General features: G+C 42.6%; 24 protein-coding genes and 1 pseudogene. 17 read left to right on the top strand and 8 right to left on the bottom strand.

Features of this window, described 5'->3' with window-relative positions:
• Positions 1 to 54 precede the first annotated feature (54 nt).
• The 5 genes and pseudogenes from L6442_RS24815 to L6442_RS24795 form a co-directional block, all read left to right on the top strand.
• Positions 55 to 1,164 (top strand): GntR family transcriptional regulator, encoded by a 1,110-nt coding sequence (locus L6442_RS24815; RefSeq protein ID WP_212976938.1) that lies wholly within the window; start codon positions 55 to 57, stop codon positions 1,162 to 1,164.
• A 378-nt stretch (positions 1,165 to 1,542) separates the two neighbouring features.
• Positions 1,543 to 2,835 (top strand): ABC transporter substrate-binding protein, encoded by a 1,293-nt coding sequence (locus tag L6442_RS24810; RefSeq protein WP_212976937.1) that lies wholly within the window; start codon positions 1,543 to 1,545, stop codon positions 2,833 to 2,835.
• A gap of 275 nt (positions 2,836 to 3,110) precedes the next feature.
• The gene (locus tag L6442_RS24805; RefSeq protein ID WP_237100072.1) at positions 3,111 to 3,842 is read left to right on the top strand and encodes a carbohydrate ABC transporter permease; all 732 of its coding nucleotides are present in this window, start codon (positions 3,111 to 3,113) and stop codon (positions 3,840 to 3,842) included.
• Between the two features lie 14 nt (positions 3,843 to 3,856).
• Positions 3,857 to 4,693 (top strand): carbohydrate ABC transporter permease, encoded by an 837-nt coding sequence (locus L6442_RS24800; protein ID WP_212976935.1) that lies wholly within the window; start codon positions 3,857 to 3,859, stop codon positions 4,691 to 4,693.
• Between the two features lie 100 nt (positions 4,694 to 4,793).
• Positions 4,794 to 5,116: pseudogene (locus tag L6442_RS24795) on the top strand (transposase); the annotation flags it as partial.
• A gap of 183 nt (positions 5,117 to 5,299) precedes the next feature.
• On the opposite strand, the gene L6442_RS24790 reads toward L6442_RS24795, so the two are convergent.
• Positions 5,300 to 6,151 carry a DegV family protein gene (locus L6442_RS24790; RefSeq protein WP_373871786.1) on the bottom strand — a complete coding sequence of 284 codons (852 nt, stop codon included), beginning with the start codon at positions 6,149 to 6,151 and terminating at the stop codon, positions 5,300 to 5,302.
• 342 nt (positions 6,152 to 6,493) lie between these two features.
• Between L6442_RS24790 and L6442_RS24785 the strand changes: the two genes are divergently transcribed.
• The 6 genes from L6442_RS24785 to L6442_RS24760 all read left to right on the top strand — a co-directional run bounded on the left by L6442_RS24785 (position 6,494) and on the right by L6442_RS24760 (position 11,900).
• A complete protein-coding gene (locus tag L6442_RS24785; protein ID WP_212976933.1) occupies positions 6,494 to 6,883 on the top strand; it encodes an Asp23/Gls24 family envelope stress response protein in 390 nt (129 codons plus the stop codon).
• Positions 6,884 to 7,109: 226 nt separating this feature from the next.
• Positions 7,110 to 8,126, top strand: coding sequence for a DUF418 domain-containing protein (locus L6442_RS24780; RefSeq protein ID WP_212976932.1), 1,017 nt, complete (start codon positions 7,110 to 7,112; stop codon positions 8,124 to 8,126).
• Positions 8,127 to 8,183: 57 nt separating this feature from the next.
• Positions 8,184 to 8,417: a hypothetical protein gene (locus L6442_RS24775; RefSeq protein WP_212976931.1), complete on the top strand. Its 234-nt coding sequence runs from the start codon at positions 8,184 to 8,186 to the stop codon at positions 8,415 to 8,417.
• A gap of 151 nt (positions 8,418 to 8,568) precedes the next feature.
• Positions 8,569 to 9,120 (top strand): TetR/AcrR family transcriptional regulator, encoded by a 552-nt coding sequence (locus tag L6442_RS24770; RefSeq protein ID WP_212976930.1) that lies wholly within the window; start codon positions 8,569 to 8,571, stop codon positions 9,118 to 9,120.
• Between the two features lie 261 nt (positions 9,121 to 9,381).
• A complete protein-coding gene (locus L6442_RS24765) occupies positions 9,382 to 10,761 on the top strand; it encodes an alpha/beta hydrolase family protein (RefSeq protein ID WP_212976929.1) in 1,380 nt (459 codons plus the stop codon).
• A gap of 92 nt (positions 10,762 to 10,853) precedes the next feature.
• Complete coding sequence (locus L6442_RS24760; protein WP_212976928.1) at positions 10,854 to 11,900, top strand: hypothetical protein; 1,047 nt, start codon at positions 10,854 to 10,856, stop codon at positions 11,898 to 11,900.
• A 262-nt stretch (positions 11,901 to 12,162) separates the two neighbouring features.
• On the opposite strand, the gene L6442_RS24755 is transcribed toward L6442_RS24760, so the two are convergent.
• From L6442_RS24755 to L6442_RS24745, 3 genes are read right to left on the bottom strand one after another with little or no spacing between them, the layout of a single operon-like run.
• Complete coding sequence (locus tag L6442_RS24755) at positions 12,163 to 12,846, bottom strand: hypothetical protein (protein WP_212976927.1); 684 nt, start codon at positions 12,844 to 12,846, stop codon at positions 12,163 to 12,165.
• Position 12,847: 1 nt separating this feature from the next.
• Complete coding sequence (locus L6442_RS24750; RefSeq protein ID WP_212976926.1) at positions 12,848 to 13,717, bottom strand: ATP-binding cassette domain-containing protein; 870 nt, start codon at positions 13,715 to 13,717, stop codon at positions 12,848 to 12,850.
• A 7-nt stretch (positions 13,718 to 13,724) separates the two neighbouring features.
• Positions 13,725 to 14,111 carry a GntR family transcriptional regulator gene (locus L6442_RS24745; RefSeq protein WP_194229717.1) on the bottom strand — a complete coding sequence of 129 codons (387 nt, stop codon included), beginning with the start codon at positions 14,109 to 14,111 and terminating at the stop codon, positions 13,725 to 13,727.
• A 412-nt stretch (positions 14,112 to 14,523) separates the two neighbouring features.
• Between L6442_RS24745 and L6442_RS24740 the strand changes: the two genes are divergently transcribed.
• The gene (locus L6442_RS24740; protein ID WP_212976925.1) at positions 14,524 to 15,228 is read left to right on the top strand and encodes an ABC transporter ATP-binding protein; all 705 of its coding nucleotides are present in this window, start codon (positions 14,524 to 14,526) and stop codon (positions 15,226 to 15,228) included.
• Between the two features lie 2 nt (positions 15,229 to 15,230).
• Positions 15,231 to 17,555 carry an ABC transporter permease gene (locus L6442_RS24735; protein WP_212976924.1) on the top strand — a complete coding sequence of 775 codons (2,325 nt, stop codon included), beginning with the start codon at positions 15,231 to 15,233 and terminating at the stop codon, positions 17,553 to 17,555.
• Positions 17,556 to 18,094: 539 nt separating this feature from the next.
• Here L6442_RS24735 and L6442_RS24730 read toward each other — a convergent pair.
• Together L6442_RS24730 and L6442_RS24725 are read right to left on the bottom strand one after the other, a co-directional pair.
• A complete protein-coding gene (locus tag L6442_RS24730) occupies positions 18,095 to 18,754 on the bottom strand; it encodes a transcriptional regulator (RefSeq protein ID WP_212976923.1) in 660 nt (219 codons plus the stop codon).
• Between the two features lie 332 nt (positions 18,755 to 19,086).
• Positions 19,087 to 20,022 (bottom strand): hypothetical protein, encoded by a 936-nt coding sequence (locus L6442_RS24725; protein WP_237100071.1) that lies wholly within the window; start codon positions 20,020 to 20,022, stop codon positions 19,087 to 19,089.
• Positions 20,023 to 20,531: 509 nt separating this feature from the next.
• On the opposite strand from L6442_RS24725, the gene L6442_RS24720 reads away from it, so the two are divergent.
• Positions 20,532 to 21,269: an MBL fold metallo-hydrolase gene (locus L6442_RS24720; RefSeq protein WP_212976922.1), complete on the top strand. Its 738-nt coding sequence runs from the start codon at positions 20,532 to 20,534 to the stop codon at positions 21,267 to 21,269.
• Positions 21,270 to 22,184: 915 nt separating this feature from the next.
• Here the strand turns inward: L6442_RS24720 and L6442_RS24715 are convergent.
• Positions 22,185 to 23,522, bottom strand: coding sequence for a catalase (locus L6442_RS24715; protein WP_237100070.1), 1,338 nt, complete (start codon positions 23,520 to 23,522; stop codon positions 22,185 to 22,187).
• Between the two features lie 369 nt (positions 23,523 to 23,891).
• Here L6442_RS24715 and L6442_RS24710 point away from each other — a divergent pair, with 369 nt between their 5' ends.
• Both L6442_RS24710 and L6442_RS24705 read left to right on the top strand, forming a co-directional pair.
• Positions 23,892 to 24,227, top strand: coding sequence for an ArsR/SmtB family transcription factor (locus L6442_RS24710; RefSeq protein ID WP_194235401.1), 336 nt, complete (start codon positions 23,892 to 23,894; stop codon positions 24,225 to 24,227).
• An 18-nt stretch (positions 24,228 to 24,245) separates the two neighbouring features.
• Entirely contained in the window at positions 24,246 to 24,755 is a 510-nt protein-coding gene (locus L6442_RS24705) for an SRPBCC domain-containing protein (RefSeq protein ID WP_212976920.1), read from the top strand.
• A gap of 168 nt (positions 24,756 to 24,923) precedes the next feature.
• Here the strand turns inward: L6442_RS24705 and L6442_RS24700 are convergent, their stop codons facing one another.
• Complete coding sequence (locus L6442_RS24700) at positions 24,924 to 25,022, bottom strand: hypothetical protein (RefSeq protein WP_212976919.1); 99 nt, start codon at positions 25,020 to 25,022, stop codon at positions 24,924 to 24,926.
• Positions 25,023 to 25,193: 171 nt separating this feature from the next.
• Here L6442_RS24700 and L6442_RS24695 point away from each other — a divergent pair, with 171 nt between their 5' ends.
• Entirely contained in the window at positions 25,194 to 26,276 is a 1,083-nt protein-coding gene (locus L6442_RS24695) for a serine hydrolase domain-containing protein (protein ID WP_212976918.1), read from the top strand.
• Positions 26,277 to 26,371: the final 95 nt, after the last annotated feature.

Here is a 26,371-nt window from a genome sequence, read left to right as displayed (position 1 = left end):
GCTTTTTATATAGTATACTTAGTATATCAATATTATGATGTAAGGGTGAATTCAATGGAACTGCATCTATACGAGCAAATATATATATACATTATTCAAGAAATTAAAGAAGGTCGGCTGAAAGCGGGGGATCGGTTGTCTTCAGAAAAAGAATTGGCTGAAAAGTTTGGGGTCAGCCGCATTACTTCCAAAAAAGCCTTGGAGAAGCTGGCCGATTCAGGGGTTATCAAACGTATCCAAGGTAAGGGCTCTTATGTGGCAGATAATCTAATGGAAAGACAAGAGCCAAAGAGTATAACGCCAACCCTAGTTACTGATGATGAGAAGCGGCTTCTCGGTTTCATTACACCGAATTTTTCAGATGAGTTCGGCCTTAGGCTCCTGAGATCGATGGAAAAGCAAAGCGCCAAGCATAATTACCAACTGATCATCAGGCGTACATTCGGGGACCGTGAGGAAGAAAAGCGCGCTATCCAACTTTTTATTAGCTTGGGCATTAAGGGATTAATCATGATACCCAATCATGGAGAACATTATAATTCAGAATTGCTTCGGCTCGTATTTGATCAGTTTCCAATCGTTTTGGTGGATCGATATTTGAAAGGAATTCCCGTTTGTTCGGTGTATACGGATAATAAGAAAGCATCAATGGATCTTACGCTCCATTTAATAAACAAAGGTCATAAAAAAATCGCATTTTTATCTCCGCCAGAGGAGAATACATCAACCTTGGAAGAGAGACTGCTCGGATATACGTTAGCTTTTACCCAAGAAGGAATGAAATTGAATAAAGATTATTTAATTACTAACTTGAGGGGAACTCTTCCCGAAAACATAGACGGTGAGGCTGCCAAGGAAAAAGATAAAGAGACAATTAGAGTTTTTTTGGAGCAACACCCCAATGTGAAGGCGTTCGTCGTTTCGGAGTTTCTTATAGCCATGATGCTGGCTAATGTCATACACTCGATGGGGAAATCACTGGAGGAATTCGAGATTGTTTGCTTTGACTCCATGGATGATTATCTGGGACAAACCATATTCACTCACATAGAACAAGATGAGAACCAGATGGGTGAAGTAGCGGTGAATATGCTGATCTCACAAATCCTCGGAACGGCCGTTCCCGAACGGACAATTGTTGAACACCGAATGATCGTCAAATAATAACGAGAAAGATTGATCGCACTGTCCATAAGAATGCTTCATGCCAGAAAGCTCCGAAAAAGTCCACAGACTTTTCGGAGTTTCTTTTTTTATTGTTAGAAAGCATGGATTTTAAAATGGTGAGGGCATCCAAACCTGATTGAATGTATAGTCTATTAAATTCAGTTTTTAAATGTCGCAATTTAACAATTGACATGACATACTAAGCATAATAACATACTAAGTATAACTTCATTTCGTTAGCGCTTCTAAGAGTAACAACCTCTATTACTCATTAGTTCATATGATTCCATTTCGAGGATATGAACTTAACAGGAGGTGGCCAGTACATAAAGGAGTTAAATCACCAACAAAACCAAAATTAAGGAGGATCTATGAATGGGGAAATCCAAAAGACATGTTTTTTCAATGCTGGTGCTTTTGACTGTTTTATTAATTGTAACCGCTTGCTCAAATAGTGCAGGCTCAGGCGATAAACCTGGCGTTACAACCGTCACGATGTGGCATGGCCTTACCTCAATCGATTTAGAGAATATGAATAAAGTGGTGACAGCATTTGAGGAAAAGAATCCGACTATCAAAATGAACTTGGTTTATACCGAATCCAGTGAAGGATCGGACCAGAAGCTGCTTACTGCGGTTGCTGGCGGCAATCCTCCTGATGTTGCGCTATTCGACCGGTTTAAGGTTGGTACTTGGGCAGCACAGGGTTCATTGACGGATCTATCTTCGATGGCTGAGACCTCTGGAATCCGAAGAGAAATGTATTATCCGTTTGCTTGGGATGAATCCAGTTATAACGGAAAACTCTATGCCATTCCGATGGATACTGACGCCCGCCTTTTGTTTTACAATAAAGATCATTTCAAGGAAGTGGGACTGGATCCCGAAAAGCCGCCGAGAACCATTGCTGAACTCGAAGCGGCTGCGGAGAAGCTGACAATTAAAGAGGGCAAACGTTTCAAACGGATTGGCTTTATCCCTTGGTATTCACAAGGGTGGCTTTATACATGGGGATGGGCGTTTGGGGGAGAATTTCAGGATGCCGCAACCGGTAAAATTACTGCCAACAATCCGAAAATCGTGGAAGCGCTTCAGTGGATGACCGACTTTGGCAAAAAATATGATGTCGAAGACATTGCAGGATTTACAAGCGCAGCGGGTTCGGAAGAAATGGATCCATTCATTTCCGGTCAAATCAGCATGAAAGTAAGCGGGAACTTCACGGTACCCGGCATCAAAAAATTCAATCCTAACCTGAATTACGGCGTGGCGCCAATACCGACGCCAACCGGGACAAACTTTACGACTTGGTCTGGTGGCGGTTCCGCTATTATCCCTAAAGGTGCCAAGAACGTCGATGCAGCTTGGAAGTTCCTCGAGTTTTTGGGGAAAGAAGAAGGCCAAGCGTTAGTGAACGCAAACTCCGGTTTCTCTGTGATCGATTCGGTGAATACCCAATTCGGATACAAGGATGATCCGATCATGAAGGAATTTGTTAATATTTTGCCTCATTCACACAATCGTCCGGTGATTCCTGAAGGACAACTGCTGTGGAATGAACTGGCTTCAGCAACGGAAAAGGCTACTCGCGGTAATGGCACTCCAAAAGAAAATTTGGACCGCGTAACAGAGACTGTCAATAAAGCATTGGAAAAATACAATAAATAAAATATGCGGCAGATAGGGAGAGGCTTTGTCCATGTCTGCCGATGAATACCACAGGAAGGAGAATGTATATGGCTAAACTGACCGAGTCAGTTCGTGTAAAGGCAGTTCCTGCAGCAAGAAAACAACGATCATTCCTTCGAACAAACTTGACTGGTTGGCTTTTTGCTTCACCTTGGATTTTGGGGCTGCTTTGCTTTTATGCGATTCCGATGTTGACGTCAATCTACTTTAGTTTCACGACTTACAGTATTCTTCAGCCGGGAGGATTCGTTGGATTGAATAATTATAGGGATCTATTCAACGATCCTTTGTTTTGGAAATCCATATACAATACGATTTATTTCACCGTTTTTTTTGTTCCATTAAGCATATTTATCGGTGTGGCGCTCGCAATGATGTTGAATATGAAAGTCAAAGGACTGGCTGTATTCCGAACGATCTTCTTCTTGCCCACGCTTGTGCCGCAAGTGGCTTTGGCCGTTCTCTGGATGTGGTTGCTGCATCCCAACTTCGGTTTGGTGAATGGAATGCTGGCACGTATCGGGATAGACGGGCCGCCTTGGCTTGGCGGTGAGGCATGGTCCAAACCTTCTCTTATCCTGATGTCGCTATGGGGTATTGGACAAGCCGTCGTTATTTACCTTGCCGGATTGGGGGACATCCCGGATGATTATTACGAAGCAGCGGAAATTGATGGTGCCAACTGGTTCCAGAAAACGAAAGCAGTAACATTGCCTTTGCTCACGCCAGTCATTTTCTATAACCTGGTCATGGGAATGATTGGTGCATTTCAACAGTTCACGCTTCCTTATACGTTAACCAAGGGGCAAGGAACTCCCGCAAATTCCATGACTTTTTATGTCATGTATTTATATGAGAACGGATTCAGATATTTCAAAATGGGCTATGCCTCCGCAATGGCCTGGATCTTGTTTATTATTGTGATGGCATTAACCGCAATCATTTTCGTGACGTCAAAACGCTGGGTTCATTATCAAGGGAAATAAGGAGGAGGGATGGAATGAATCCTACCACGATCAAAAGACTTAAACGTACGTTAGCATACATCTGTTTGATTTTGGCTTCAGCATTTTTTATTATTCCGTTTGTTTGGCTGATTTCGACCTCTCTGAAACCACTCACACAAATCTTTACGTTCCCTCCACAATGGATTCCACGTCCTTTTCTATGGAGTAATTATTCCCGGGCTGTTGAGTATATCCATTTTTGGACCTATCTAAAAAATACTGCGATTATTACAATCTTTAGCACGCTCGGTGTGATCGTATCTTGTCCCTTGGTTGCATACAGTTTTGCTAAGCTCGAGTGGCGAGGACGAGGCATACTTTTTTTCGTTACCCTCGCTGTTATGATGATTCCCGGCCAGGTCACCATGATTCCTCTTTTTCTATTGTTTACCAAGCTCGGTTGGGTAGGGACGTCGCTCCCGCTTATTGTTCCGCAATTTTTTGGCGTGCCCATTTACATTTTCCTTACGCGGCAGTTTTTCCTCGGTTTGCCTGATGCCCTGCGGGAAGCCGCTCGATTAGACGGTGCCAGTGAGTTTCGCATATATTTGCAGATCATGTTTCCTCTTGCCAAGTCAGCAATTTTAGCCGTCGCATTGTTTCAATTTATGGCAAGCTGGACTGATTTCATGGGGCCCTTGCTCTATTTAACGAACGAACCTTCCTACACGGTGTCACTCGGATTGCAGCAATTTCAAAGCCAAAAAGGGTCTGAATGGGGCTTATTAATGGCTGTCTCCACCTTGATGACATTACCGATTATCATTCTGTTCTTTTTTCTTCAGAAAACTTTTATTAGTGGAATTACGTTTAGCGGAATAAAAGGATAAGGGGTAGCACAAATGGGGCTGTTTAATAAGTCCCCAAAATAAAAAGTTGGTCGGGAAAACGTCAGGTTTTCCGCCCAACTTTTTTTGTTTTGTCGCTTTTGCAGAAATCGGAGATGCTTCTCAGTTCAGCCATCCCAAACAAGTCGTGGCTATGGCTGGACTTGATCCAAGCGTGTTTAGTTCTGGGAAGTTTACGGCAAGTGAAAACAAAATAACGAAACGCGGCTCTAATCGATTGCGAAGAGCTGCTTATCTGGCAGTAATATGCGGATTGAGAAAAGGACTAAACCCACGCTTAAGGGAGTATTACGACAAGAAAAAAGCGAGGGTAAGCCCCATAAAGTAGCCGTGATCGCTTGCGCCAACAAGGTATTACATCACGTCTTCGCTATGCTCAAAAAAGGGCAACCTTTCGCTTTTTAGGAATCTCCCATTCCATAAACTTCCACTAAATGGAGGTTTATTTGTTATGTCTTGAAAGCAGTATACCAAAAATATACGTCTTACAAAACTGTCTCTTCTTGACAAGATATTAGCTGGTTTTTTGTTTTATTACAATGTTTTTCAATAGCTGGTGTTCCATTTTGTTCACTAGCAATATATAACTTAGTAGGATAGCTGTCTATTCATGTACATAATGGCGACGGTACGTGGGCCACAGTGGCAAGAGATGGCGCAGCCGCCTTCAATAATCGCCACTTCTTTCACGTCTGTCCTCTCAAGCAGTGCGGCTTTGATATAGTGGGCCGTCTTGTCTGCGAGTGTTTGGGCGACGATGATCAGATCATGGTCGATCTTGTGGATGTTCTCCGTAATGCGTTGCAGTAAGCGTTCCACGGCTTTCTCCGTTTTGCCGCGGTACTTGTCGGCGGAGATCACGACGCCTTCTTTAATTCGCAGAATGGGGCGAATCTTAAGCAGGCTGCCGATCATATGCTGCAGATTGGAGACGCGGCCTCCCTTATGCAAATAGCTCAGTGTGTCTACAAGAACCTCGATTTCTACCCTGTCACGTTTTCCCTGCAGTATTGCTACAATGTCTGACGCGCTTTTGCCTGCTCTGGCGGCTAAGGCAGCCTTCATAACGAGCAGGGCAATGCCTCCTGACACATTCAGTGAATCAACGACATGTACGCTTCCTTCCGGCAGCTCGGATGCGGCGATCATTGCGCTTTGATAGGTCGAAGAGAGCTTGGATGACATGCTGATAAATATAATTTTTCTCCCTTGTTCGATCCAGGGGGAGAAGGCTGCTGCGAAATCCGCAGGGGATGGCGCAGCCGTATGTGGCAGTTCTCCACTCTCCTCGACTCTGCGGTAAATGTCGTTCGTAGTGATCTCAATCCTGTCTTTGTAGGCAGAATCGCCGAACACTACATACAGCGGTACGATTCCGATATCATATTGATCGATCCAGGATTGTGGTATATCGGAGATACTATCCGCGAAAATTTTCACTTGTGTCAATGCATTTCCTCCAGTATCAATGTATTTGGTTTGTTAATTGCATTATAGAGGAGACGCTGCACATAAAGCAAAACCTCATAATAAAAGGGCTTGCAAATGCTGCTTAGTGACAAATATATTGTCGTTCTTCTTAGATTTCGTGTAAATTTCACTTAGAACTATTATATGTTATAATAACAATCGCAGTACCAATAATAACAAATTAGTACTGTAAGTACAAGGTAAATGAGAAAACAAAGGCAGTACCTATGATACCCCGGAGAGGAAAAAGGCATTCAATTTCATGTTCAGCGAATCGACTACAATATAGGAGAGACAGAAAGGAAGATGACGATGGCCGAGGAACAATTGAACATGCAGGGAGGTAAAATTCTAATATCCGATGATGTTGTCGCCACAATCGCTGGCCTTGCTGCGCTTGAAACCCCAGGAATTTCTGCTATGTCAGGCGGACTGTCGGATGGTTGGGTGAAGATGTTGAGTGGCAAGAACGTGCAAAAGGGCGTGTCTGTTGAGGTGGGTGAAGTTGAAGCTTCTATAGACTTGCGAGTAATTGTCATGTACGGTATCCCAATTCATGAAGTGTGTCGTCAATTGCAGCTTAACATCCGCGAAGCGGTTCAAAATATGACTGGACTATGCGTTGTTAAGATTAATGTAAAGGTAGAGGGGGTCGCTTTCAAAGATGAGGAGTTGAAAGAATTTCAACGAATCAGCAAATAGGCACTGATAAGCATATATAAAAAGAACTTCGCAACGTAGAACATTGTACTTTACTGGTAACACTTGGCTTCAAAGTACGTAACCTTTTCCAACATTTCTAAAGAAATGAGCCTCCTACGATTTAGTAAGATTAGATTTCAAATTGTAAGGGAAGAGTCATTCATTTATCTATAGATAACGTATATGTTTAAGTTAACAAAAGAAAAGAGGAGCTGCTAGATTCTGAATGAAAATAAATAATTCCTATAAAAGAATTGATACGATGGATTACTTACGCGGATTTGCCTTAATAGGGGTCCTTCTTGTGAATAGTTTTCAGGTTATAAGTTATTTCTCTGACAATAATGGATTACATGCGGAATTATTTTATATTTTTAACAGGAAATTTTATCCCATACTATTTTTCTTGTTTGGACTTGGATGCTATTTTTTTATGAATCGATCCAAACAAAAAGTAAGCAAAAGGTACTTTTTATTTTTTCGCAGAATCGGTTTTTTATTTGTACTCGGACTTATCCATACCTTTTATGCACCGCCAGGGATTAACGATGTGCTGACGGTGTATGCTGTACTGGGCCTGTTTATGGCTATGTTTTTTAAGTTAAATAAATGGAGTAACTTCATTGTAACGATGATGCTAATAGCTTTATCAATCATTACGGCTTTTTGTCAACCGTATTATGGTGAAAGAATTGAATGGCTAACCATTCTTTCAGATCTAAGTAAATGGTTTTCCCTGATGATGCTAGGTTTTACGATGGGACAATTTAAATTTTTTGAAAATATCTATGGAAAATTAAAGTATGTTTCAATGTTTTTATTGGTTATTATTTGTACTTACGTAATTCTATTATTTGTGAGAACCTCAATAGATATTACCCCTGGAGGTTTTGAAAATCTGGAAGATTATATCGTTTCTTCGATGATGTTTAGCATTCTTATTATTATTTTACAATGGGATAGAGCAAAAGTACTATTATCCCCAATTAAATTTTATGGACAAATGTCTTTAACAAATTATCTTGCTCAAAGTGCCTTACTAATCGTTTTTAGCTACATAATTAGTATTGTACCTATTAATTCATTAATCATGTGTTTCATCATCCATGCTGTTCTAATCGCTTTTAGCACAGTATGGTTGAAGTTTTATAATATGGGGCCGGTTGAATTGATTTTACGCTGCTTCACTTATTGGAGTATTGTGCCGAATCAGAAGATGAAGAAGCCATTTGTCGCATCATGAACCGTTAAAAAGAGAACCAAGTAGCATCTCACATCTAAGAGTTATCTGGAGGGGGATATGAATCAAATTGTAAAGTTCATTTATACAGAACTTGAACTTGTTAGAAAAGGCTTTCTAAAGGGGCTTTATTCAAGGGAGTTTGCACTAGGACACTTATCTAGTCTATATAACTTGGCTGGAGTATATAAACTGGGAGGATTGATGAATGATATCCGTGAGACCGGTTTATATTATTGCAATTCCATTTCTCCAGAACATGTCGACAGCCGGCAAAAAAGCAAGAGAGGATAAAAAAAGACTTCACTTTACTATAAGTTGTTGCAAATTCCCGGCTTTTATTTGACCTCAAGGAGATAAAGAGTTAAACTTTCCTCGTACCTAAAGTACTATAAATGGATCTATGGGTACTACTCTTGTTATCTTGGTTTGAGGTGAACTAAGGATGAAAGAACGGATTGCCAAAACTGCGATCGCGCTATTTCATGAAAAAGGAATCAAATTTACAATGAGTGATTTGGCGCGCGATTTAGGTGTAAGCAAAAGCACGCTGTACGAGCATTTCCCGTCCAAAGACGAACTTATAGGTTACGTGGTTCAGCAAGTAAACGAAGAAACGGAAAGACGTTTTCGAGAGGTCATCCAAGATTCGAAGTTGACCATACCTGAAAAATTAAAAGGCATACTTTTGATTGTCCCTCATGATTTTCAGAACAGCTACGTACGCTTACTGGTCGAACTTCGGCGGTACTACCCCGAACGATGGAGGGAAATGGAACAAGCCATCAATGATGAGTGGGATATAATTACTAGCCTCATTGAAGAAGGCATCCATAATGGTGATTTTCGTCCGACGCATATTCCAACGCTGATCCAAACCCTCAATTTGTTAATGAAATCGATTTTCGATCAGCGTAATTTAGCTTCCAGCCAAATTACGGTGCAAGAATCTCTTTCAATGACGGTAGATATCATATTGCATGGAATTATGAAGTAGAACTAAGCTTCCATTCGTTAGAGCTGAGAAAAACAATACTTACAGGTTGCCGTTCTTCTCAGCTTTTTTATTTTCGTGTATTCACTTAGAGCCAATTGATGCTATACTGATAACGTTTGTACCAAAAATAACTTTTCGGTACTATTAGTACAAAAGAGAACTAGCAGAGGAAGAAAACAGAATGGCAGTACATATGAATTGTTTATTCATTCTGACCGAAATGCCATTGATGATGAAAATGAAGACAGGTGGGAGAATCCAATGAGATTTTGGGAGATCGGTTTGATCGTTGTTAATTTCGTCCTTCTGGGATGGACACTGTTTACAAGAAAGAGGACAAAACGCTGGTTTGCCATCGCTTTGCCAGTGGCCTACTGTGTGCTTATCGTACAACTTATCGCTGAAGGCTATCGTTGGCAGATGATTCCGGCATATTTGTCTCCAATTATATTGACAGCGTGCTATCTATTGACGAAACAGAAAAAAAACGCCGGAAGCTGGGTATCGGTCGCGGTAAAGTCATTGCTGCTGTTTATATATTTGTCTGTAGCCGTCGCATTGCCTGCGCTCATGCCAGTATCTTTATTTCAAAAGCCGAACGGCCCATTTACGGTCGGGACGACGCTATATCATTGGGTAGATGATCGAAGGGAAGAACCGTTTGCGAAAGATCCTAAAGATCGGCGCGAGCTGATGGTTCAGATTTATTATCCTGCAGGTGATCAAGGCGAGGGGGATCGCGAGCCTTATCTCCGCAATACACATGAAGTCGCAAAGGGACTGGAAGGAGATTTGTCCATCCCGGCATTCACGCTTAGCCACCTGGGCTTGGTGCAAACGAATGCGTTCACGGATGCCCGGATGTCAGATACGGAGAAACAATATCCCGTTTTGCTCTTCTCCCATGGTTTAAATGGTTTTCGCAATCAAAACACGTTTGAGGTCGAGGAGTTAGCGAGTCAAGGTTATATCGTAGTAAGTATCGATCATGCCTATGACGCTGCGGCTACCGTCTATCCGGATGGTCGAACGGCTTACTTTCAGTCGGTTAACTTGAGTGATTTACCCGAAAGAGACCGCCATATCCAATTATGGAAGGATGATGTCGCTTTTGTGCTTGATCAAATAGAGAAGCTTAACCGAGGCGATGTAGACGACCGCTTTACGGGAAGAATCGATACCTCCCGAATTGGGATGTTCGGGCATTCTTATGGTGGAGCTACCGCTGCTCAAATGCTGGTGGAAGACTCCCGCATCAAGGCAGCCATTGATATGGATGGTACGTTATATGGGTCAACGATTAAAGACTCGGGAATCGGCAAACCGTTTCTGCTTATGAGTGCGGAGATGAGCGACGATTCCGATGAAGATTCTCTGGAAGAGAAGCTTCGCAATAAACGTGCGCTTGCCGGTGGCGGCATGTCGTTGGTCATTCCTCACACGGATCATACGAGCTTCACTGATTTTCATCTGATGTCGCCTTTATTACGAAGTCCGGGCGAAGATCCGCGTTACGTTCATCGTATCATTAACGAATTCAGTCTCGCTTTCTTTGACCTCTATGTGAAACAGAGAGGCAACAGCTTGGAGCTAGAGAAGCTGGCCACAAAATACCCGGAAGTTCATTTTAAAGTGAACTGACGAGTGATGAACCGATGGGTGATGATCAAAGCAGCGATATAACTCTTTTGGATATATGGATTACAAAAAAAGTAAAAAGGTAGGGAAAAATCATGAAATCAATTCATCGAAAAAAAATAGCTATGACTCTTGCAGCCACTATTGTATTTGGAGGGATTATTTCTTCGATCGATATGAATACTCTCGTTTCTGCTGAGAAAAAATCCTCGAATGAAGTTTCTATTCAGCCAATGCTTATTTCTAATGGATTGTATACGAAGTTACAAAATGCGAAAGTCTCTGACAAGTTTTCTTGTATTGTTATTTTTAACTCTCATGTTGGTGAAAATGGGTACGCAGCCTTAGAAAAGAAAATCGGAAAAATAAATAAAGAACTCATTTATAGTAAAGGCATGGAAGGATTTTCAGCAAAACTAACTAAAAAGCAGATTGAACTATTAAACAAGGATTCGAATGTTTCCAAAATAAAGTTAACATCTGAATTTCTAGTGGGAAAAGAACTGGCTATCACTTCTAAGTTTAATGAAAATACTGACGGTTGGATTGGCGGCTTTGCGGATTACCCAGAGAAAGACAAATCCATATATAAACTTAATTATTCACTTAAGCCAATACCTAAAGAGTTAAAGAACAAGAATAGCGCGCTCTTTTTAAGTGGTGTTAACCGCAGTGATGACTTGTTTATGTTTGTGAAGAAAAACTTGCTCAAAAGCACAAAACTAAAACCAAATACTACCTATAGCGTGACATTTGACTTTGGAATAGCTACAAACGTTAGCAGCGGTCTTATAGGGGTAGGCGGCGCACCAGGGGAAAGTGTGTACGTGAAAGCCGGAGTAACCACACAAGAACCTAAATCCCAGATCAATAAAGATGGTTTTTATTTGATGAATATTGATAAAGGCAATCAAGCCAAAGACGGCAAAAATTCATTATTACTTGGTAATCTAGCAAAACTTAAGTCTGATGATGATCGCTACGAGTTAAAGACATTCACTAACAAAAACAGACCATTTATTGTTAAGACAAATGCTAAAGGTGATCTATGGCTTCATATTGGCACAGACTCTGGATATGAAAGCGAGACTAGCATTTATATTCCTCATATTAATGTAAAAATAAGGGAAATAAAACTGTGAGAATTCAACTCGTATATTTTACCATATGAAACTAGTAATGGCTTAGAGCGTTTGAGTGGCAGCGATATCACGGGTCTATATGTATATGTAAAGTGCCGTTCACTGAGGTGGCAAAGTTGCCATCTCTTTTTGTGTCGGCTATGTCAAATCTAATTGTTGATTTTACAAAAAAAACTACCGCCCATTGTAGGCGGTTAATCCATCCATTTTAAAGGTATAAGTCCAGTGCAGCATTCTCTTCCTCACGGATAATCGTTTCTATTCAATGCGTTCTTCTCCTAGTAAAAAACCAGCCGCCGGCCACGAAAACTGCATAAAGCATAAGGTTGAATCCGGCACCTGCCAGCAGCGAGCCGTTGAATAACAGTGCTTTGAAAAAAGAGACGACATGAACGCGCAGCGAAGGAATCGCCGTTCCGACCGGTATCGCCGTAATGAGCAGCGCCCACAGCAGCCAACCGATAGGGCGGTAGTAACCCGAGACCAGCATGCTTAGCAGCGCCATCGCCATCAAATAAAAGGCGATTTGGTAAAGAAAAGAACCTGCCAAGCCAAAGTCATCCCAATGAAACGCTTTAATAAGATCAACGGTATTTGTGTACGTCCGAAGCACATTCACTTCAAACACAATCCATAAACAATTGAACAAAGCGATGGCTGCTGCCCAGATGGCAAAGACGAATTGAAGCCCCTTAAAATATTGCTCCCGGCTTGCGCCCAAATGTACGATACGCTTGTAATAACTGAGCGGCAGCACGATAGCGATAAGGGGCAAGATGGTAATCAGCATGTTGCCGGCCGAAAGGCCTTTACTTTGGCTCAAGTCTATAAATAGACTAACAACGAAAAGCGTTAGCCTTCCAAGCAGGATAAAAATAATGATGCTCCAGATGTAAATCCGCATTTGCAAATAGGTTGCCTTGAAATGAACGACCAATGAACCCAACTTAGTGTCCTCCTTCGATCAAATACGAGAAAAACTTTTGAAGCGTCAGATTTTCAATCGAAATGTCCAGCTCGCGTGCCTGTTGCATGTCCCCATCGTCCAACTTTTCGTATATAGCGGCAAGTGTACCGCGGCCATAGGTTTCCGTATGTAATACTCGCTTTTCGGCTGTAAACGAAGCCACTGCTTCCGAATTTCCCCGGATCAGGTAAGCTGCCATTCGTATCTGCTCCATCTCATCATGAAGCAGGAGGGAGCCGGCTTCAATGATATAAACTTTTTCGGCGACCGGGGCGATTTCGTCAATCAAATGGGTAGACAGTAAAATCGTCCGGGGGTGATTGGCGTAATCCTCCAGAAGCGATTTATAGAATCTTTCCCGCATCAATACATCGAGTCCGAGCACCGGCTCGTCGTATAACGTCAGTGGCGCGCGGCTGGCGAGACCGATGATATTTCCTACGATCGATTCCGTGCCTCTTGAAAGCTGTCTGATTTTTTTATGCGGATCGAGCTGAAACGTTTGCAGCAGCTCATGAGCGAACGTCCAGTCCCAATTTGGATGAAAATTCGCAGCATACTGCAAAATCTCGACAACCCGCGCTCCTCCGAAATACTTGTTTTTCTCGCGTACATAACAGAAATCCTTCGGAAGTTCTCCTCTGCCCAGCTTTTTTCCCCTTACCTCAATTGTGCCGTAGTCCGGAAAAATTCCGCCTGCGATCATGTTAAGCAGCGTCGTTTTGCCGGCGCCGTTTCGCCCGAGCAAACCGTAAATGACGTTTTCCTCCAGCTGCAGATCCAGATTCCGCAATGCGTAAGTCGGACCGTATTTTTTATTTAAATTACCGCAAGTTAATACAATGCTCACGGTTCGTTCATTCCTTTCTCAACTGTTTGATCATGTCGATGACATCTTCGGTCGTCAGCCCGAGTTTGTCGGCTTCATTCAGCAGATTGGACAACAGTTCCTTGTTGAAACGATCTCTGCGCTTAATCTGAATTTTCTCGTTCGCATCAGTCGCGACATACATGCCGAGCCCTCTTTTTTTGTACAAAATACCTTCATTTACGAGCAGGCCGATTCCTTTCACTACGGTTGCCGGATTGATTTCAAACAGCTGAGATAATTGAGCCACGGAAAGAATTTGCTCGTCCACACGGTAAGTGCCTTTTAGAATGTCGTCCTCAATTATATCGGCTACCTGTTGAAAAATCGGTTGCTTATCGTCGAATGTGATGTTCATTGCCTCACCATTCATCATATTAGTGTGTTACCCGGGCGCGATTAGGAAAATAACAGCCTTTTTCTTGACCGCACCCTATTATTTTTTTGATAGCGCCTATCTAACATAACATATTTAATGCGCAAACAATTGTCAATATCCGATGGTTCGGCCATAGAAAGGTGACCCGTTGGATGAATTTCCGGGCGGGACGATCAGCATTGAAACGGAAGCAGGACAGTTTGAACGGTCATCGGGACAATTTACGGGGGGCAACCTGATAAGTCATGAAGGAATATCCCGAACGTACGATCTATAATTGACAATTATCCCGGCATGAATTATAGTGTGCTACATGAGTAACATACCGACATACTAGAAGCGGAAATGGCTTGCTAAAGAAGAGAACTTTCGAAAATTCAATAAATGCAATACGGGGGAGATGTAATAAGTGAAAAAGCTAATCGAATTCAAAGGAGTTACGAAAGAATACAAAGTAGGAGAAGTGCCAATCAAGGCCCTTAACGGTGTGGATTTTTCTATATCGGAGGGAGAATTCGTCGTTATTCTGGGAGCAAGCGGCGCCGGTAAAAGTACGATTTTGAATATACTTGGCGGCATGGATACGCCTACCTCAGGTCAAGTGTTTGTTGGCGATCAAGAAATAACAAGTTTGAGCGAAAAAAAATTGACCGATTATCGCGGTGAGAAAGTTGGCTTTGTATTTCAATTTTATAACTTAATTCCGAATTTAAACGCGCTGGAAAATGTTGAATTTGCCACGGAAGTATGCAAAAACCATCTGGATGCTAAAGACATTTTACATAAAGTCGGATTAACCGATCGGATCAAAAACTTCCCTTCCCAGCTTTCCGGAGGAGAACAACAAAGAGTTGCCATAGCTAGAGCCGTTGCCAAAAATCCTTTACTTTTACTCTGTGATGAACCAACCGGAGCTTTGGATTATGTGACAGGCAAGTCCGTCTTAAAGCTTCTTCAAGATTTGAACAGGGAAACGAACAAGTGCGTCGTTCTGGTCACCCATAATTCCGCCATTGCTCCTATGGCCGATAAAATTATAAAGGTGAAAAGCGGGATGATCGAGAGCGTCACGATGAATGATGAGAAACAAAGCGTTGAAGGGATTGAGTGGTAATTATGAAATTATTCTCGAAATTATTAAGGGGTATTAAACGATCGCCCGTTCAATTCATAGCCTTAGCTTTGGTTGTCGCAGTAGGCGCTTTTTTCTATGCGGGGCTGAATAGTTATAGCAATAAGCATCGTACTTTTTCTGAGGCTTACTTTAAAGAACATAATTTAAGCGACTTAAATGTATATTACAGTCAAATATCCAAAGACGATGTGGCTGGTTTAAGCAAAGTTAAAGGTATACATAAAATAGAAGGACGCTATACCTTTGATGCCACGCAAGTCTTTAAAGATTACAAAGCCTCATTAAAAATTCATTCGATCCCTGTAAACAATGAAATCAATACGCCTACGATCATTGAGGGCAGTATCCCGTCAAAAAAGGATGAAATCCTCTTAGATTCCCATTATGCAAAAGAACATCACTATCAGGTCGGCGATCAAATCCGTATCCATACGAATGGAAGAGATGTTACGTTTACCATTAGCGGCTTGGGCGAGAATGTGGAATATTTAAAAAAGAACCCCACACAAGACCATAAAACCCAAGGAATCGCTTATATTGCCGAAGAGACCATACCTGAAATCCTGGACGGCTTTTACTATAATGAAATCATGATTGATGCTCAAGAAGGTTACGATATTGACCAATTGGGCAAATCCATTGAAGGACAATCCAAACACCTTCCTTATTTAGACCAAATAAGTAAGGAACGGACTTACGGTTATTCTCAAATAAAACAAACGATATATAACAATAGTATGATGAGTAAAGTTATACCCCTGGTTCTCTTTTTGATCTCCGCTGTTATCCTGTTTCTTACCATGTCGAGGACGATCGATTCTGAGCGAAATCAAGTAGGTATCATGAAGGCTTTGGGTGTAAAGAACCGAAACATCATGCTTCATTACATGGGATACCCTGTGTTGGTAGGTATAGCGGGCTCAATCATAGGCTGTATCGCGGCTGCTCTAATATTTATTCCATTAGTAACGGCGTCGAGTGCAAAGTCCTACACTTTGCCCGGCATTACATTCTCACTTTCTTGGTATTCGCTCATTCCTTCCATCATTTTTTCTAGCGCTTTTGGACTTCTGTCTTGTTACTTGAGTGGAAGAACGATATTAAAAGAACGTGCGGCTCAGGCTATGCGTCCTAAACCGCCTAAGAAAATGAAAAAGCTGTTAATAGAAAGAATTCCAGGTCTTTGGAATCGTATTTCCTACAGTTACAAACTCATTTTGAGAAATATATTTTTAAATAAACAAAAAGCTTTAGCGAGCTCAATTGGTATTGTTGTAAGTACGGTGTTATTGATAACGGCTTTGGCCACTCAATCGTCCTTGATCAAAATAGCGAACCAAATTGAAGATGTTTATACGTATGATATAAGAGTAGATTTTAAGCTGGGCACATCTTCCGATACGTTACAACTACCCTCCGGCATTAAAAATAGTTATTTTACATCCACCTTTCCTGTTGAATTCATCAAAAAGGGTGAAAAAGAAAACGCCACTTTAGTTGTTACGGAAAAAGAAAACAATCTCATTCATTTCTTTGACAAAAATGACAACCGACTATCTTTAGAAAATAATGGTGTGCTGGTACCCCAATCATACGCCGACAAATATCATATTTCAGAAGGGGATATCATCCAAATAAAGTTCACAGCGCCAGAGCTTAAAAATAAATCTGTGGACATGAAGGTTTTAAACATATCTACACAGTATACGAATCCGTCGTTTTATATCACGCCAGCCTATTTAAAGAGCTTTGACATCGGCTACAGTCCAACCTCGCTTCTAGTTGAAGCCAACAGCCCGACAGATCTTATAAGCGTTCGCAACTTCTTTGAACAAGATCATCATGTAGATACAATTGCAGATAAGGCCGATCTAAAGAAAGCAGCTCAATATACTTTGAAACAAAACAGTTTTATGTTTATTATGTTTATCATTTGTGCCGTCGTACTCTCCTTTGGCGCCATATATACGATATCTTCCATCAACATTTATGAAAGGAATCGCGAGCTTGCAACGCTTAAGGTATTGGGCTATCGAAAAAATAAAATAAACCGGCTAATATTTTTTGAAAACATTATAATCACCACATTTGCGGTCATTGTAGCTTTACCGATAAGCGTCAATTTTTATGCAATTGTTGTAAAGGCACTGTCGAGTACCCATCAACAAATCCCAGATAAATTAACTATTTTTATCATGTTGATTTCTGTCATTTTTGCGTTCTTGCTTACTATTTTCTCTAACTTACTGCTTAGGAGAAAGGTGACCAAAATTAATATGATTGAATCCTTAAAAAGTATAGAATAGGCTCCATAACAAACGAAAACCTCACTCATTCGAGCGGGGTTTTTTGTTTGTTATGTTTATACAAAAATAGCTTTTGCGTTTTGAGACAAAACTCATAACATTTTCATCGTTGGTGGTGACCGTGAGGTCATGTGAGCTTCTAACGGACATCACGGCCGTTAACTGGCTAAAAACAGTCGTTTTGAAATTCTAACGGACACCACAGCGCTTATTTGCTCCGAAACACCGCCAAAAGGGGTCTTTTTCACCAAATAGCTGCATCTGTGTCCGTTAGAAATCAAAATGACCGAAATTGCCCTCCATAGCGGCCGCTGTGTCCGTTAGAGTTTTGTATGACTTTGTATCGCGTCATTCGAGCGGGTGTGTAACATGTCCTTAGTGTGGATCGCATCTGCGTCCTTTGTATGGATCTACATCGTGTCCCGTGTACGAAATCTGAATCCGCGTCCTTTGTGCGAATCTGCATCATGTCCCCTGTGTAGATCTGTAACATGTGCGATATCGAATGTACCACAGTCTCCGTTAGCGTCCCTCGCCATTCAATTCTTGTGATCCCAACGAAGTTGATATGTCCGATATCGCTGTTTCCCGCTGGCCACCATCAACAGATTTCGTTCGACCAGTCCATGCAAGATGCGCCGAGTGTGGCGGTCGGAAAGGCGAAGGTGACTAGCCAATTCATCGGCCGAAAAAGAATGCAGCAATCGGCGGGCGAACCGCAGCGTTTCAGCTTCAGCCCAATCCAAGCCGGATGCCAAAGGGGTCGACACGAATTTTCCGACAAAGGCCAGAACAAGTTTTTTGCAAAACTCGGGTTCTTCGACTATGGAGAGATAAGCAACGGTAAGTAGAGTCCAGTCGTCGAGGGCAAGCATGGAGTGTTTTTTGCACAGATCCTTGAATCGTGTAACACCGATATCTCTTGCGTGGGATCGATAGTCTTGGATTTCAATGCAACCCTTGGCCCCTCCCGGCATATAAGCTAAATCGAGGTAACGCACGGCATTGTTCATATCTCTTACCTCCCATTCGGGGTACAGATAATCCAAATTTCCGACTGCCGGATACCAACAGGATCGAAGAAACTCCATGGTACTGTGGGTCAATCCTTTCTCAAGGAGCTCGCGTCGTCTTGGATTTTTTTCGTCCGCAATGTTTCTGTGCAGCCATTCCTCATAAGTTTTCGTAAATAAGCTCATTGCTGATTTCTCCCTTCATCGACAACAAAAAGCCGCTCCAATACGGCAACCATAAACGGATGCTTGTATTAAAGCGGCAAGTGCTTCACGCCGAAACAATTTTGGTTAGAGTATACTCAATTGTCATGAATACTACAATTATGAGTTGATAAGTCTTACCGTGAAATAGGCGGCTATGTTTCGGGATGTCCTTCACTTGATATCGAGGTGCTTAATGCTCGATGCCCCCATAAGTGAGTGGTTAACTTACCCGCGCAATAGAGAGCGTCTCGGCAGCGATAAGGTTAGTTCGACTCTCTATGCTCCATAGAGCATAGACATTCTGTTAACCCTTAATTCTTTACCGATAATGCATCAAGTACATACCTTGTTTTATTCCCCTCGGTAACTTTTTTTATAACGGCATCTACACTGCCATAAGTACCTGCAGCAGGATTGTCGGGATTATATAATTCGCCGTAAATCACCAATTTATTTGAGCCCATGTCGTACACATTCAATGCTTTTACATAGTCGATCGGAGCTCCTGATGCTCCTTCGAACACATAACCTTTTCCATTGAATTTAAAACCCTGCACTGTTTTATGGTTCTTGAATTTAATATTGAAGTATTTGTATATCGATTGTTCGACGCTGCTTTTTGATATGAATAATTTGCCGCCACCGGAGTTGGAAACGGTCGATGCGTAATTATTCTCGAAATTATGCAAAACGCCAAAATATATGAGATCGCTGTAATTTAAATTCCCCGAATTGAGACGTTTAAAGTGCAATTCAGTGAAGTTGCTTAAGAATGTTCCTATTTTCTTCATTTCATTTGATCCAGGAGCAATTTCCTTATATAGCTTGAAGGTACCTTTTGGAAAAGAATGTTCTGACTTTTCTTCACCATTCCAAGTTATCTTTGCGCCATCATTTTGAACTTGAATGGTCATTTGTCCATTATTGTGTTCATCTTTGTATTTAAATACAGCCAGGCCCCTTGAATTAAAGAAAACTTCTTCCTCGATAGAACTGCCCTGCATTTGGCCAATTCCGTCCCTTGATTCAGGAAGGAAATAATCGCTGGTTATTTCAACTAGAACTTTGTTCCCGCTGGATTTCATATATAGATTAATTTCGTCTAAATCATATTTACCAACGTGATGGTAGGATCTCCAATGCCCGTTGTAACTCATAGCAGCTACAGCTTTTGAGCCGCCATGACCCAATTCGATAAAACTAAAAATAAAGATAATGCAGTAAAAAGATAATATTATTTTTTTCATGTATCCTCCCGAAATTTTATACATTATTTTACCTGCTCCCTCAAATCAGATTTTATTGCGACAAAACTAGGCATATTTTACCATCCCCGACAACTTGGAACAATACATATTTCGCATAATATAATTTATATCAGGATTTTTGCAAAATTCGATTCCAACCGCTCCGGGGTACAATATATAGTCGAACTAAACCGTTTCGCTCTATATATTGCTGATTGAAAGTCGCTCCTTGGATTTTTGCAAAATGCTCATATAAATACCAGTTTGTTAATGTATATTTTCGCTATGGAAGTGAAAATGAAACCGCTGATCTTTTCACAGTGCGATATGGAAGTGAAAATGAAACCGCTGGTCTATTCACAGTGTGATATAGAAGTGAAAATGAAATCCCTGATCTGTTCACAGTGTGAGATGAAAATGAAGATAACTAAAGGGTTCTTTTGCTTAACCGTAGAAGTAAAACTAAGTTGAAAGAAATTCTTTGCTAAACGCCAACAGGAGGAACACATATGAATAACTGTCAATTACTCGATATTGAGTTTGAGCATAACGGCCAAAATCAGATCATCACGCCCGTCCTCATTCAGGACGAACAAGAGAACATTCTCGTTGACTGCGGTTACCCGAACTTTCTCCCTTATCTTGAAAAGGCGGTACAACAAAAGGGAATCTCCTTCGAATCCATTACCAAGTTAATCGTAACGCACCATGATATGGACCATATCGGTTCGCTGGCTGAAATCAAGCGCGCGTATCCTCATATCACGATTATCGCGTATGAGCTGGAAAAACCATATATAGAGGGCGCGAAGACATCATTAAGGATTGAACAGGCAAAATCCACTTTAGGGGAACTGCAGGACGAAGCCAAAAACCAAGCAGAGCAATTTATTCGATTTTTGGCAAGCATTGAGCCGGCCCCTGTCGACCAAACAGTTATAAACGACGAATGTCTGCCCTGGTGCGGCGGCATTCAGATTGTCCATACGCCTGGGCATATGCCCGGCCATATATCATTGTATCTACCATCCAGTAAAACGTTAATCGCGGGAGATGCCGTAGTACTCGAGCACGGGAAATTAAACATCGCTAATCCCCAATTCACAATGGATATGGAGGCGGCTGTCAGCTCTGTTCGGAGGCTGCTGGATTTCGAGATTGAACGGATCATTTGCTATCATGGAGGTCTATTCCATGGCAATGTGAGGCAAGCTCTGCAAGATCTTGTCCGAGAGTATAAGTCTTGATCAACCGGACAAGCTGCCGTGACAGCGACGCCAGTTACTCTGATGAAATCAGAAAAACCGCTCCGAAATTTTATCATCACGTCAGCTCCTAATACGAAGGACTGATATGTGTGGCACCTGATTTCCACGATCCAAGCGAGCGCTGACATATCTACATTTACAACGTCTTCGCGATCATTACGGAGGACTCAAACCGTGAACATATGATTTCGAAATAACGAATGTTGAATATGAAAATAGAAAAAGCCCTGATCTTTGGGGATCGTGTTTGTCTCGGACTCGTCACCCAAAGAGTGGGGCTTTTTAAACATATCAAAAAGTATAATTTCCGGGGTCCCCGCAAAGTAATCGGAATAAGCTTCGAAGTTCACACGTCACTTTGTGGGATTGAATTTCCGGGGTCCCCGCAAAGTAATCGGAATAAGCTCCGAAGTTCACGCGTCACTTTGTGGGGTTGAATTTCCGGGGTCCCCGCAAAGTAATCGGAATAAGCTTCGAAGTTCACGCGTCACTTTGTGGGGTTGAATTTCCGGGGTCCCCGTAAAGTAATCGGAATAAGCTTCAAAGGCTACACGTCACTCAGTACTTTTGCTTCGCAAAAGCGCCCCTCTGTGAGAGGCGTCGGACTTCTTTCCGATACTCTCAGTACTTTTGCTTCGCAAAAGCGCCCCTCTGTGAGAGGCGTCGGACTTCTTTCCGATACTCTCAGTACTTTTGCTTCGCAAAAGCGCCCCTCTGTGAGAGGCGTCGGACTTCTTTCCGATACTCTCAGTACTTTTGCTTCGCAAAAGCGCCCCTCTGTGAGAGGCGTCGGACTTCTTTCCGATACTCTTTGTGGGGTTATTTTAAGTGGAACCTACCACCCGAATTTGCAAAGTTAAAACGGTCTTCCGTGATTCCGTAATACCGTATCGATTATTTTCCAATTTGTTTAGCAACCCTATCTCCCAGCTCCGGCGATGCATTGTAGAGATAACTTAAGACAATACGCTGCGTTTCAGGGGATATGCCTGTAAGATCGGCAGCAAGGTTATCCACCAAACGTTCTTGCTGCGGAGCGGAAAGGGCGCGGTAAAACTGGCCGGCTTGCGTAAAATCATCCGCTTTGGACAGGCCGGACCGTACGAGTTGGCCCTCTACATAACGGCCGCTGCCGCTGGTCACAAGGGAATTGGGCGACCAGTTTTCCTGATGATTGACCGGGATTTTGCGAAAATCCGGTCCCAGCCGCCGGCGCTGTGAATCCCAGTATATATTGGCCCGTCCCTGCAGTATTTTATCGTCCGACAGCTCGGCTCCTTCCAGAAGATTGGATGGCGAAAAGGCTATTTTCTCCACCTGCTCCATATAGTTATCCGGATTGCGATCGAGTACCAGACGCCCAACCGGCTGCAAAGGATATTGCCGTTCATCCCAGAGTTTGGTATCATCCAGCGGATCGTAAGGAAGATTAGCCGCGTCATCGGGATTCATCAGCTGCACGTAAAGCCCGTAATCGACGTTTTTTCCCACCGCGATTGATTCATATAGCTCCTTGCCCGCGATATCGGGAGCTGCGCCGGCCAACCGGGTCGCTTCGTGACGATCGATGTACTTCTCGCCGGCAAAAGGGATCCAGTGATATTTCACATAAGTACGGGCGCCTTGCTCGTTTTTCCAGACATAGGTGCTCACGCTATGACCTTTCATGTGGCGGAAGTCTTTTAACGTGCCTACGTCGGAATAGATCCAGAGGAGAAAATGAATGGATTCCGGCGTCCTGGCTGCGAAGCTCCAGAGCCGTTCGGGATCGGCCAGGTTGTTTTTCGGCGAAGGCAGGAAGGCTTCAATAAACTCCGGAAAGCGTATGGCATCCCGTACGGCAAACACAGGGATATGGTTGCAGAGCAGATCGAAAATACCTTGTTCCGTATAAAATTTGGTGGAAAATCCACGTACATTGCGGGAAGTATCCGGAGTGCCTTTTGTGCTCACGGCCAAGGAAAACCTTACTGTAACAGGAACCTGTTGACCAGCGGTTTGCAGAAAGCAGAGCTTGGTGTATGCCGCCATGGAATGCACGGTCTGAAAGTATCCGAAAGCGCCATAACCTTTTTCGTGCACGGGCCTTTCTAAAATTTTGGTATGTATAAAGGTTTCCAGCGTCTCATGCAAAATATTGTCCTGTGCAAGTAAGGGACCCCGTTCACCAACAGTTTGTGAATGTATAGCTGCCGACATATCATCTGCCCGATGTGTGTTGTTTCCTTCCATTATACAGCCTCCCATCTTCATACTCTCCGACACAATATGGTTTGTAAAATTTGAATGCCATAATGGCTATACCTAGTATATTGCGGAGGGTAGCGATAAAGTCCGTTTAAAAATCATCCATTCATTTTTGCAGTCTTAGGGCGGTCAAACGCAAAGACGATCCATAAAGATCGGCTTGATGTACCTCAAAATACACGAAGAAGTTCTTAGTGATTTAAAAATATAAATATTCCTTGACGGGAATATTCCGAACAGGGTATATTTACATCATAGCATGGAAATAATCATTGAAATGAGGTGAAAACGGCTGAAATCGGAAATCAGCCTTTTCTGGAGTGATGATAGAAGGATTAAAGGAACATTTGAAACATGGAAATTAAAATATTTAGTGCATTAGCTGAACCCAATCGTCTAAATATCGTAAATCTTCTGCGTGACGGCCCCCTGACTGTAGGGGAAGTCGCCGATCGTTTGAATCTTCGTCAGCCTCAAGCTTCCAAGCATCTCCGCGTCCTATTGGAAGCTGGACTTGTTGAGGTTCAGGCTGTCGCCAACCGTCGGAATTATAAATTATGTTCAGAACCTTTCCACGCGCTGGACGAATGGCTGGATTCGTATCGCCGGTTGTGGGAGGAACGTTTTGATCAATTGGATATTTATTTGCAGAAACTGCAAACCAAAGACAAGATTTCAGATCAAGAATAAATTCTGGGAGGAATATGAATGTCGAAGCAAATGACAGTGAAGGCAGAAGGCAAGGAATTTATTGTCGAACGTATTTTTGACGCGCAGCGGGAGCTTGTGTTCAAGGCGTTCTCGGAAGCAGAGCATCTGAAACAATGGTGGGGACCGCGTGGATGGATCCTTCCTGTGTGCGACATTGATTTTCGCGAAGGCGGCAGCTGGCATTATTGCATGAAGTGCATCGACCAAAATCAAGGCGACTTCTACGGATTCGAATCATGGGGCAAAGGGGTATACCGAGAGATCGTTGAGGGGGAGAAAATCGTATATATCGATTACTTCTCTGATGCAGAGGGCAATGAACCGGAAGGAATGCCGGCACCTCTGGTCACATTAACCTTTGAAGAGTTCGAAGGCAAAACGAAACTTGTTAGCCGGTCTGCATATGATTCCGTCGAAGCACTTCAAAAGGTAATTGATATGGGGATGGAACAAGGATTCACGGAAACAATGGATCGTCTTGCGGAGCATCTGCAAGCAGTCCAATAAACCTGTTTTTCGGGATTCTTTGCTCTTTACAAGGCGGCAACAGCCTCTACACGTTGAACTTCGAGCATAAGAAGGACGATCCCCAAGTGGCTCAGCTGCCATTAAAGATCGTCCTTTATTTCTGTTCATATTATCCTGTCCTGAACTATTCGTATAAATCGCCCAAACTTACTCAAGATACATTTTTTTCAGCTTGGCCTGTTTGCCTGTGCTCAAGCCGATTCCTTTCTCTAAAAAGCCTTGGATGGAGCCATACTTCGAGGCCATTTCATCGAAGGTAAAAGTTTCTTAAATGGCCCTGTTTGGGGCGTATTGGGGCTGAAAACCGTTCATGAAGTGCTTTACTGACATGGCTAAAAGATTTCCGGAATAAGCTACTATATAATATTTGCTATAACGTTCCTAAATAACGAGAGGAAAAAAGGGAGGTTAAACGAAATGGAAAAAGAAAAGGTCAGGCGGGAGATCGAGAGGCATTTGGAAAATAGAGTTGCTTCCGATCCGAGGCTTCATAATGTGTTTTTGTTGGTGCATTCGGACAGGCGAGATATTCACTGGCCAATCGCTGCGGGGAGGACGGACGGGGTCCCGGCTAATCCTGCACAACCTTATCATACGGCAAGCATAGGCAAAGCCTTCACTTCTGTTCTTTTTGCCATACTGGCAGAAAAAGGACTTGTTAAATTCGATGATCCCATCGCCGATTATCTGCCTCCGCATATTCTTAAAGATCTTCATGTTTTTAAAGGGAAAGACTATACATACGACATTCAGATCAAACATTTGTTAAGCAACACGTCCGGGCTGCCTGATTATTTCGAAGAAAAATCAAAGCAGGGACAAGCGGTATTTAAAGAACAGCTTGAACATCCCTCGCGTTTGTGGACGGCTGAAGAGACCATTCTTTGGTCGAATGAGCATTTAGAGCCCCATTTTCCTCCAGGTAAAGGCGTTCACTATTCAGATACAGGGTTTAATCTCCTTGGCCTCATCATTGAAAATATTACTTCCAAACCATATCATGAAGTGCTCCATGAATATTTATTTAGCCCCTTGCGGATGAACCACACCTATTTATGCCAATATTCCGATCCTGCCGTCAAAAGCGAACTTCCCACAGCGAAACTGTATGTGGATAAGCTGGAAGTCGACGTTGAAAAGTACCGCAGCTTCAGCGGCTTTTATGCCGGAGGCCAGACCGTTTCCACATCGGAAGATTTGCTCATTTTCATCAAAGCGCTCGTGAACCACCAGATCGTTCAAAAGGAAACGTTGGATGCCATGCAGCGCTGGAATCGAATGCGGTTCGGGATGGATTATGGTTACGGGCTGATGAGGATGCATTTTATTCCTGTCACCCAAAAATATATCGGCTGGGGACATCTTGGGGCGAGCGGCGCCTGCATGCTTTATTTTCCCAATTTGGACGTTTATATGATCGGAAGCTTTAACCAGACCGCTTATAGAGCGAAAGCTATGGACTATCTATTTTTTAAAGTGTTGCGTAAATTGGTGAAGTAGTGTTTGACAGAGGTTGATATATTACCCGGAGCCATTCTCAGCCACAGCGTAAATGCATTGATGTCTCTTGAAGAAAGGGAAGAAAGCCTGTCCAG

This window comes from Paenibacillus azoreducens, assembly GCF_021654775.1.
GTDB classification, from domain to species: Bacteria; Bacillota; Bacilli; order Paenibacillales; family Paenibacillaceae; genus Paenibacillus_AQ; species Paenibacillus_AQ azoreducens.
This window is presented reverse-complemented; position numbering and strand designations above follow the sequence as displayed.

Bases quoted from the DNA above. Each gene is read 5' to 3' on its own strand.
- L6442_RS24815 (WP_212976938.1), top strand. From the start codon at position 55: ATGGAACTGCATCTATACGAGCAAATATATATATACATTATTCAAGAA.
- L6442_RS24810 (WP_212976937.1), top strand. From the start codon at position 1,543: ATGGGGAAATCCAAAAGACATGTTTTTTCAATGCTGGTGCTTTTGACT.
- L6442_RS24800 (WP_212976935.1), top strand. From the start codon at position 3,857: ATGAATCCTACCACGATCAAAAGACTTAAACGTACGTTAGCATACATC.
- L6442_RS24785 (WP_212976933.1), top strand. From the start codon at position 6,494: ATGGCCGAGGAACAATTGAACATGCAGGGAGGTAAAATTCTAATATCC.
- L6442_RS24780 (WP_212976932.1), top strand. From the start codon at position 7,110: ATGAAAATAAATAATTCCTATAAAAGAATTGATACGATGGATTACTTA.
- L6442_RS24775 (WP_212976931.1), top strand. From the start codon at position 8,184: ATGAATCAAATTGTAAAGTTCATTTATACAGAACTTGAACTTGTTAGA.
- L6442_RS24770 (WP_212976930.1), top strand. From the start codon at position 8,569: ATGAAAGAACGGATTGCCAAAACTGCGATCGCGCTATTTCATGAAAAA.
- L6442_RS24765 (WP_212976929.1), top strand. From the start codon at position 9,382: ATGAGATTTTGGGAGATCGGTTTGATCGTTGTTAATTTCGTCCTTCTG.
- L6442_RS24760 (WP_212976928.1), top strand. From the start codon at position 10,854: ATGAAATCAATTCATCGAAAAAAAATAGCTATGACTCTTGCAGCCACT.
- L6442_RS24745 (WP_194229717.1), bottom strand. From the start codon at position 14,111: ATGATGAATGGTGAGGCAATGAACATCACATTCGACGATAAGCAACCG.
- L6442_RS24735 (WP_212976924.1), top strand. From the start codon at position 15,231: ATGAAATTATTCTCGAAATTATTAAGGGGTATTAAACGATCGCCCGTT.
- L6442_RS24730 (WP_212976923.1), bottom strand. From the start codon at position 18,754: ATGAGCTTATTTACGAAAACTTATGAGGAATGGCTGCACAGAAACATT.
- L6442_RS24725 (WP_237100071.1), bottom strand. From the start codon at position 20,022: ATGAAAAAAATAATATTATCTTTTTACTGCATTATCTTTATTTTTAGT.
- L6442_RS24720 (WP_212976922.1), top strand. From the start codon at position 20,532: ATGAATAACTGTCAATTACTCGATATTGAGTTTGAGCATAACGGCCAA.
- L6442_RS24715 (WP_237100070.1), bottom strand. From the start codon at position 23,522: ATGGAAGGAAACAACACACATCGGGCAGATGATATGTCGGCAGCTATA.
- L6442_RS24710 (WP_194235401.1), top strand. From the start codon at position 23,892: ATGGAAATTAAAATATTTAGTGCATTAGCTGAACCCAATCGTCTAAAT.
- L6442_RS24705 (WP_212976920.1), top strand. From the start codon at position 24,246: ATGTCGAAGCAAATGACAGTGAAGGCAGAAGGCAAGGAATTTATTGTC.
- L6442_RS24700 (WP_212976919.1), bottom strand. From the start codon at position 25,022: ATGGCCTCGAAGTATGGCTCCATCCAAGGCTTTTTAGAGAAAGGAATC.
- L6442_RS24695 (WP_212976918.1), top strand. From the start codon at position 25,194: ATGGAAAAAGAAAAGGTCAGGCGGGAGATCGAGAGGCATTTGGAAAAT.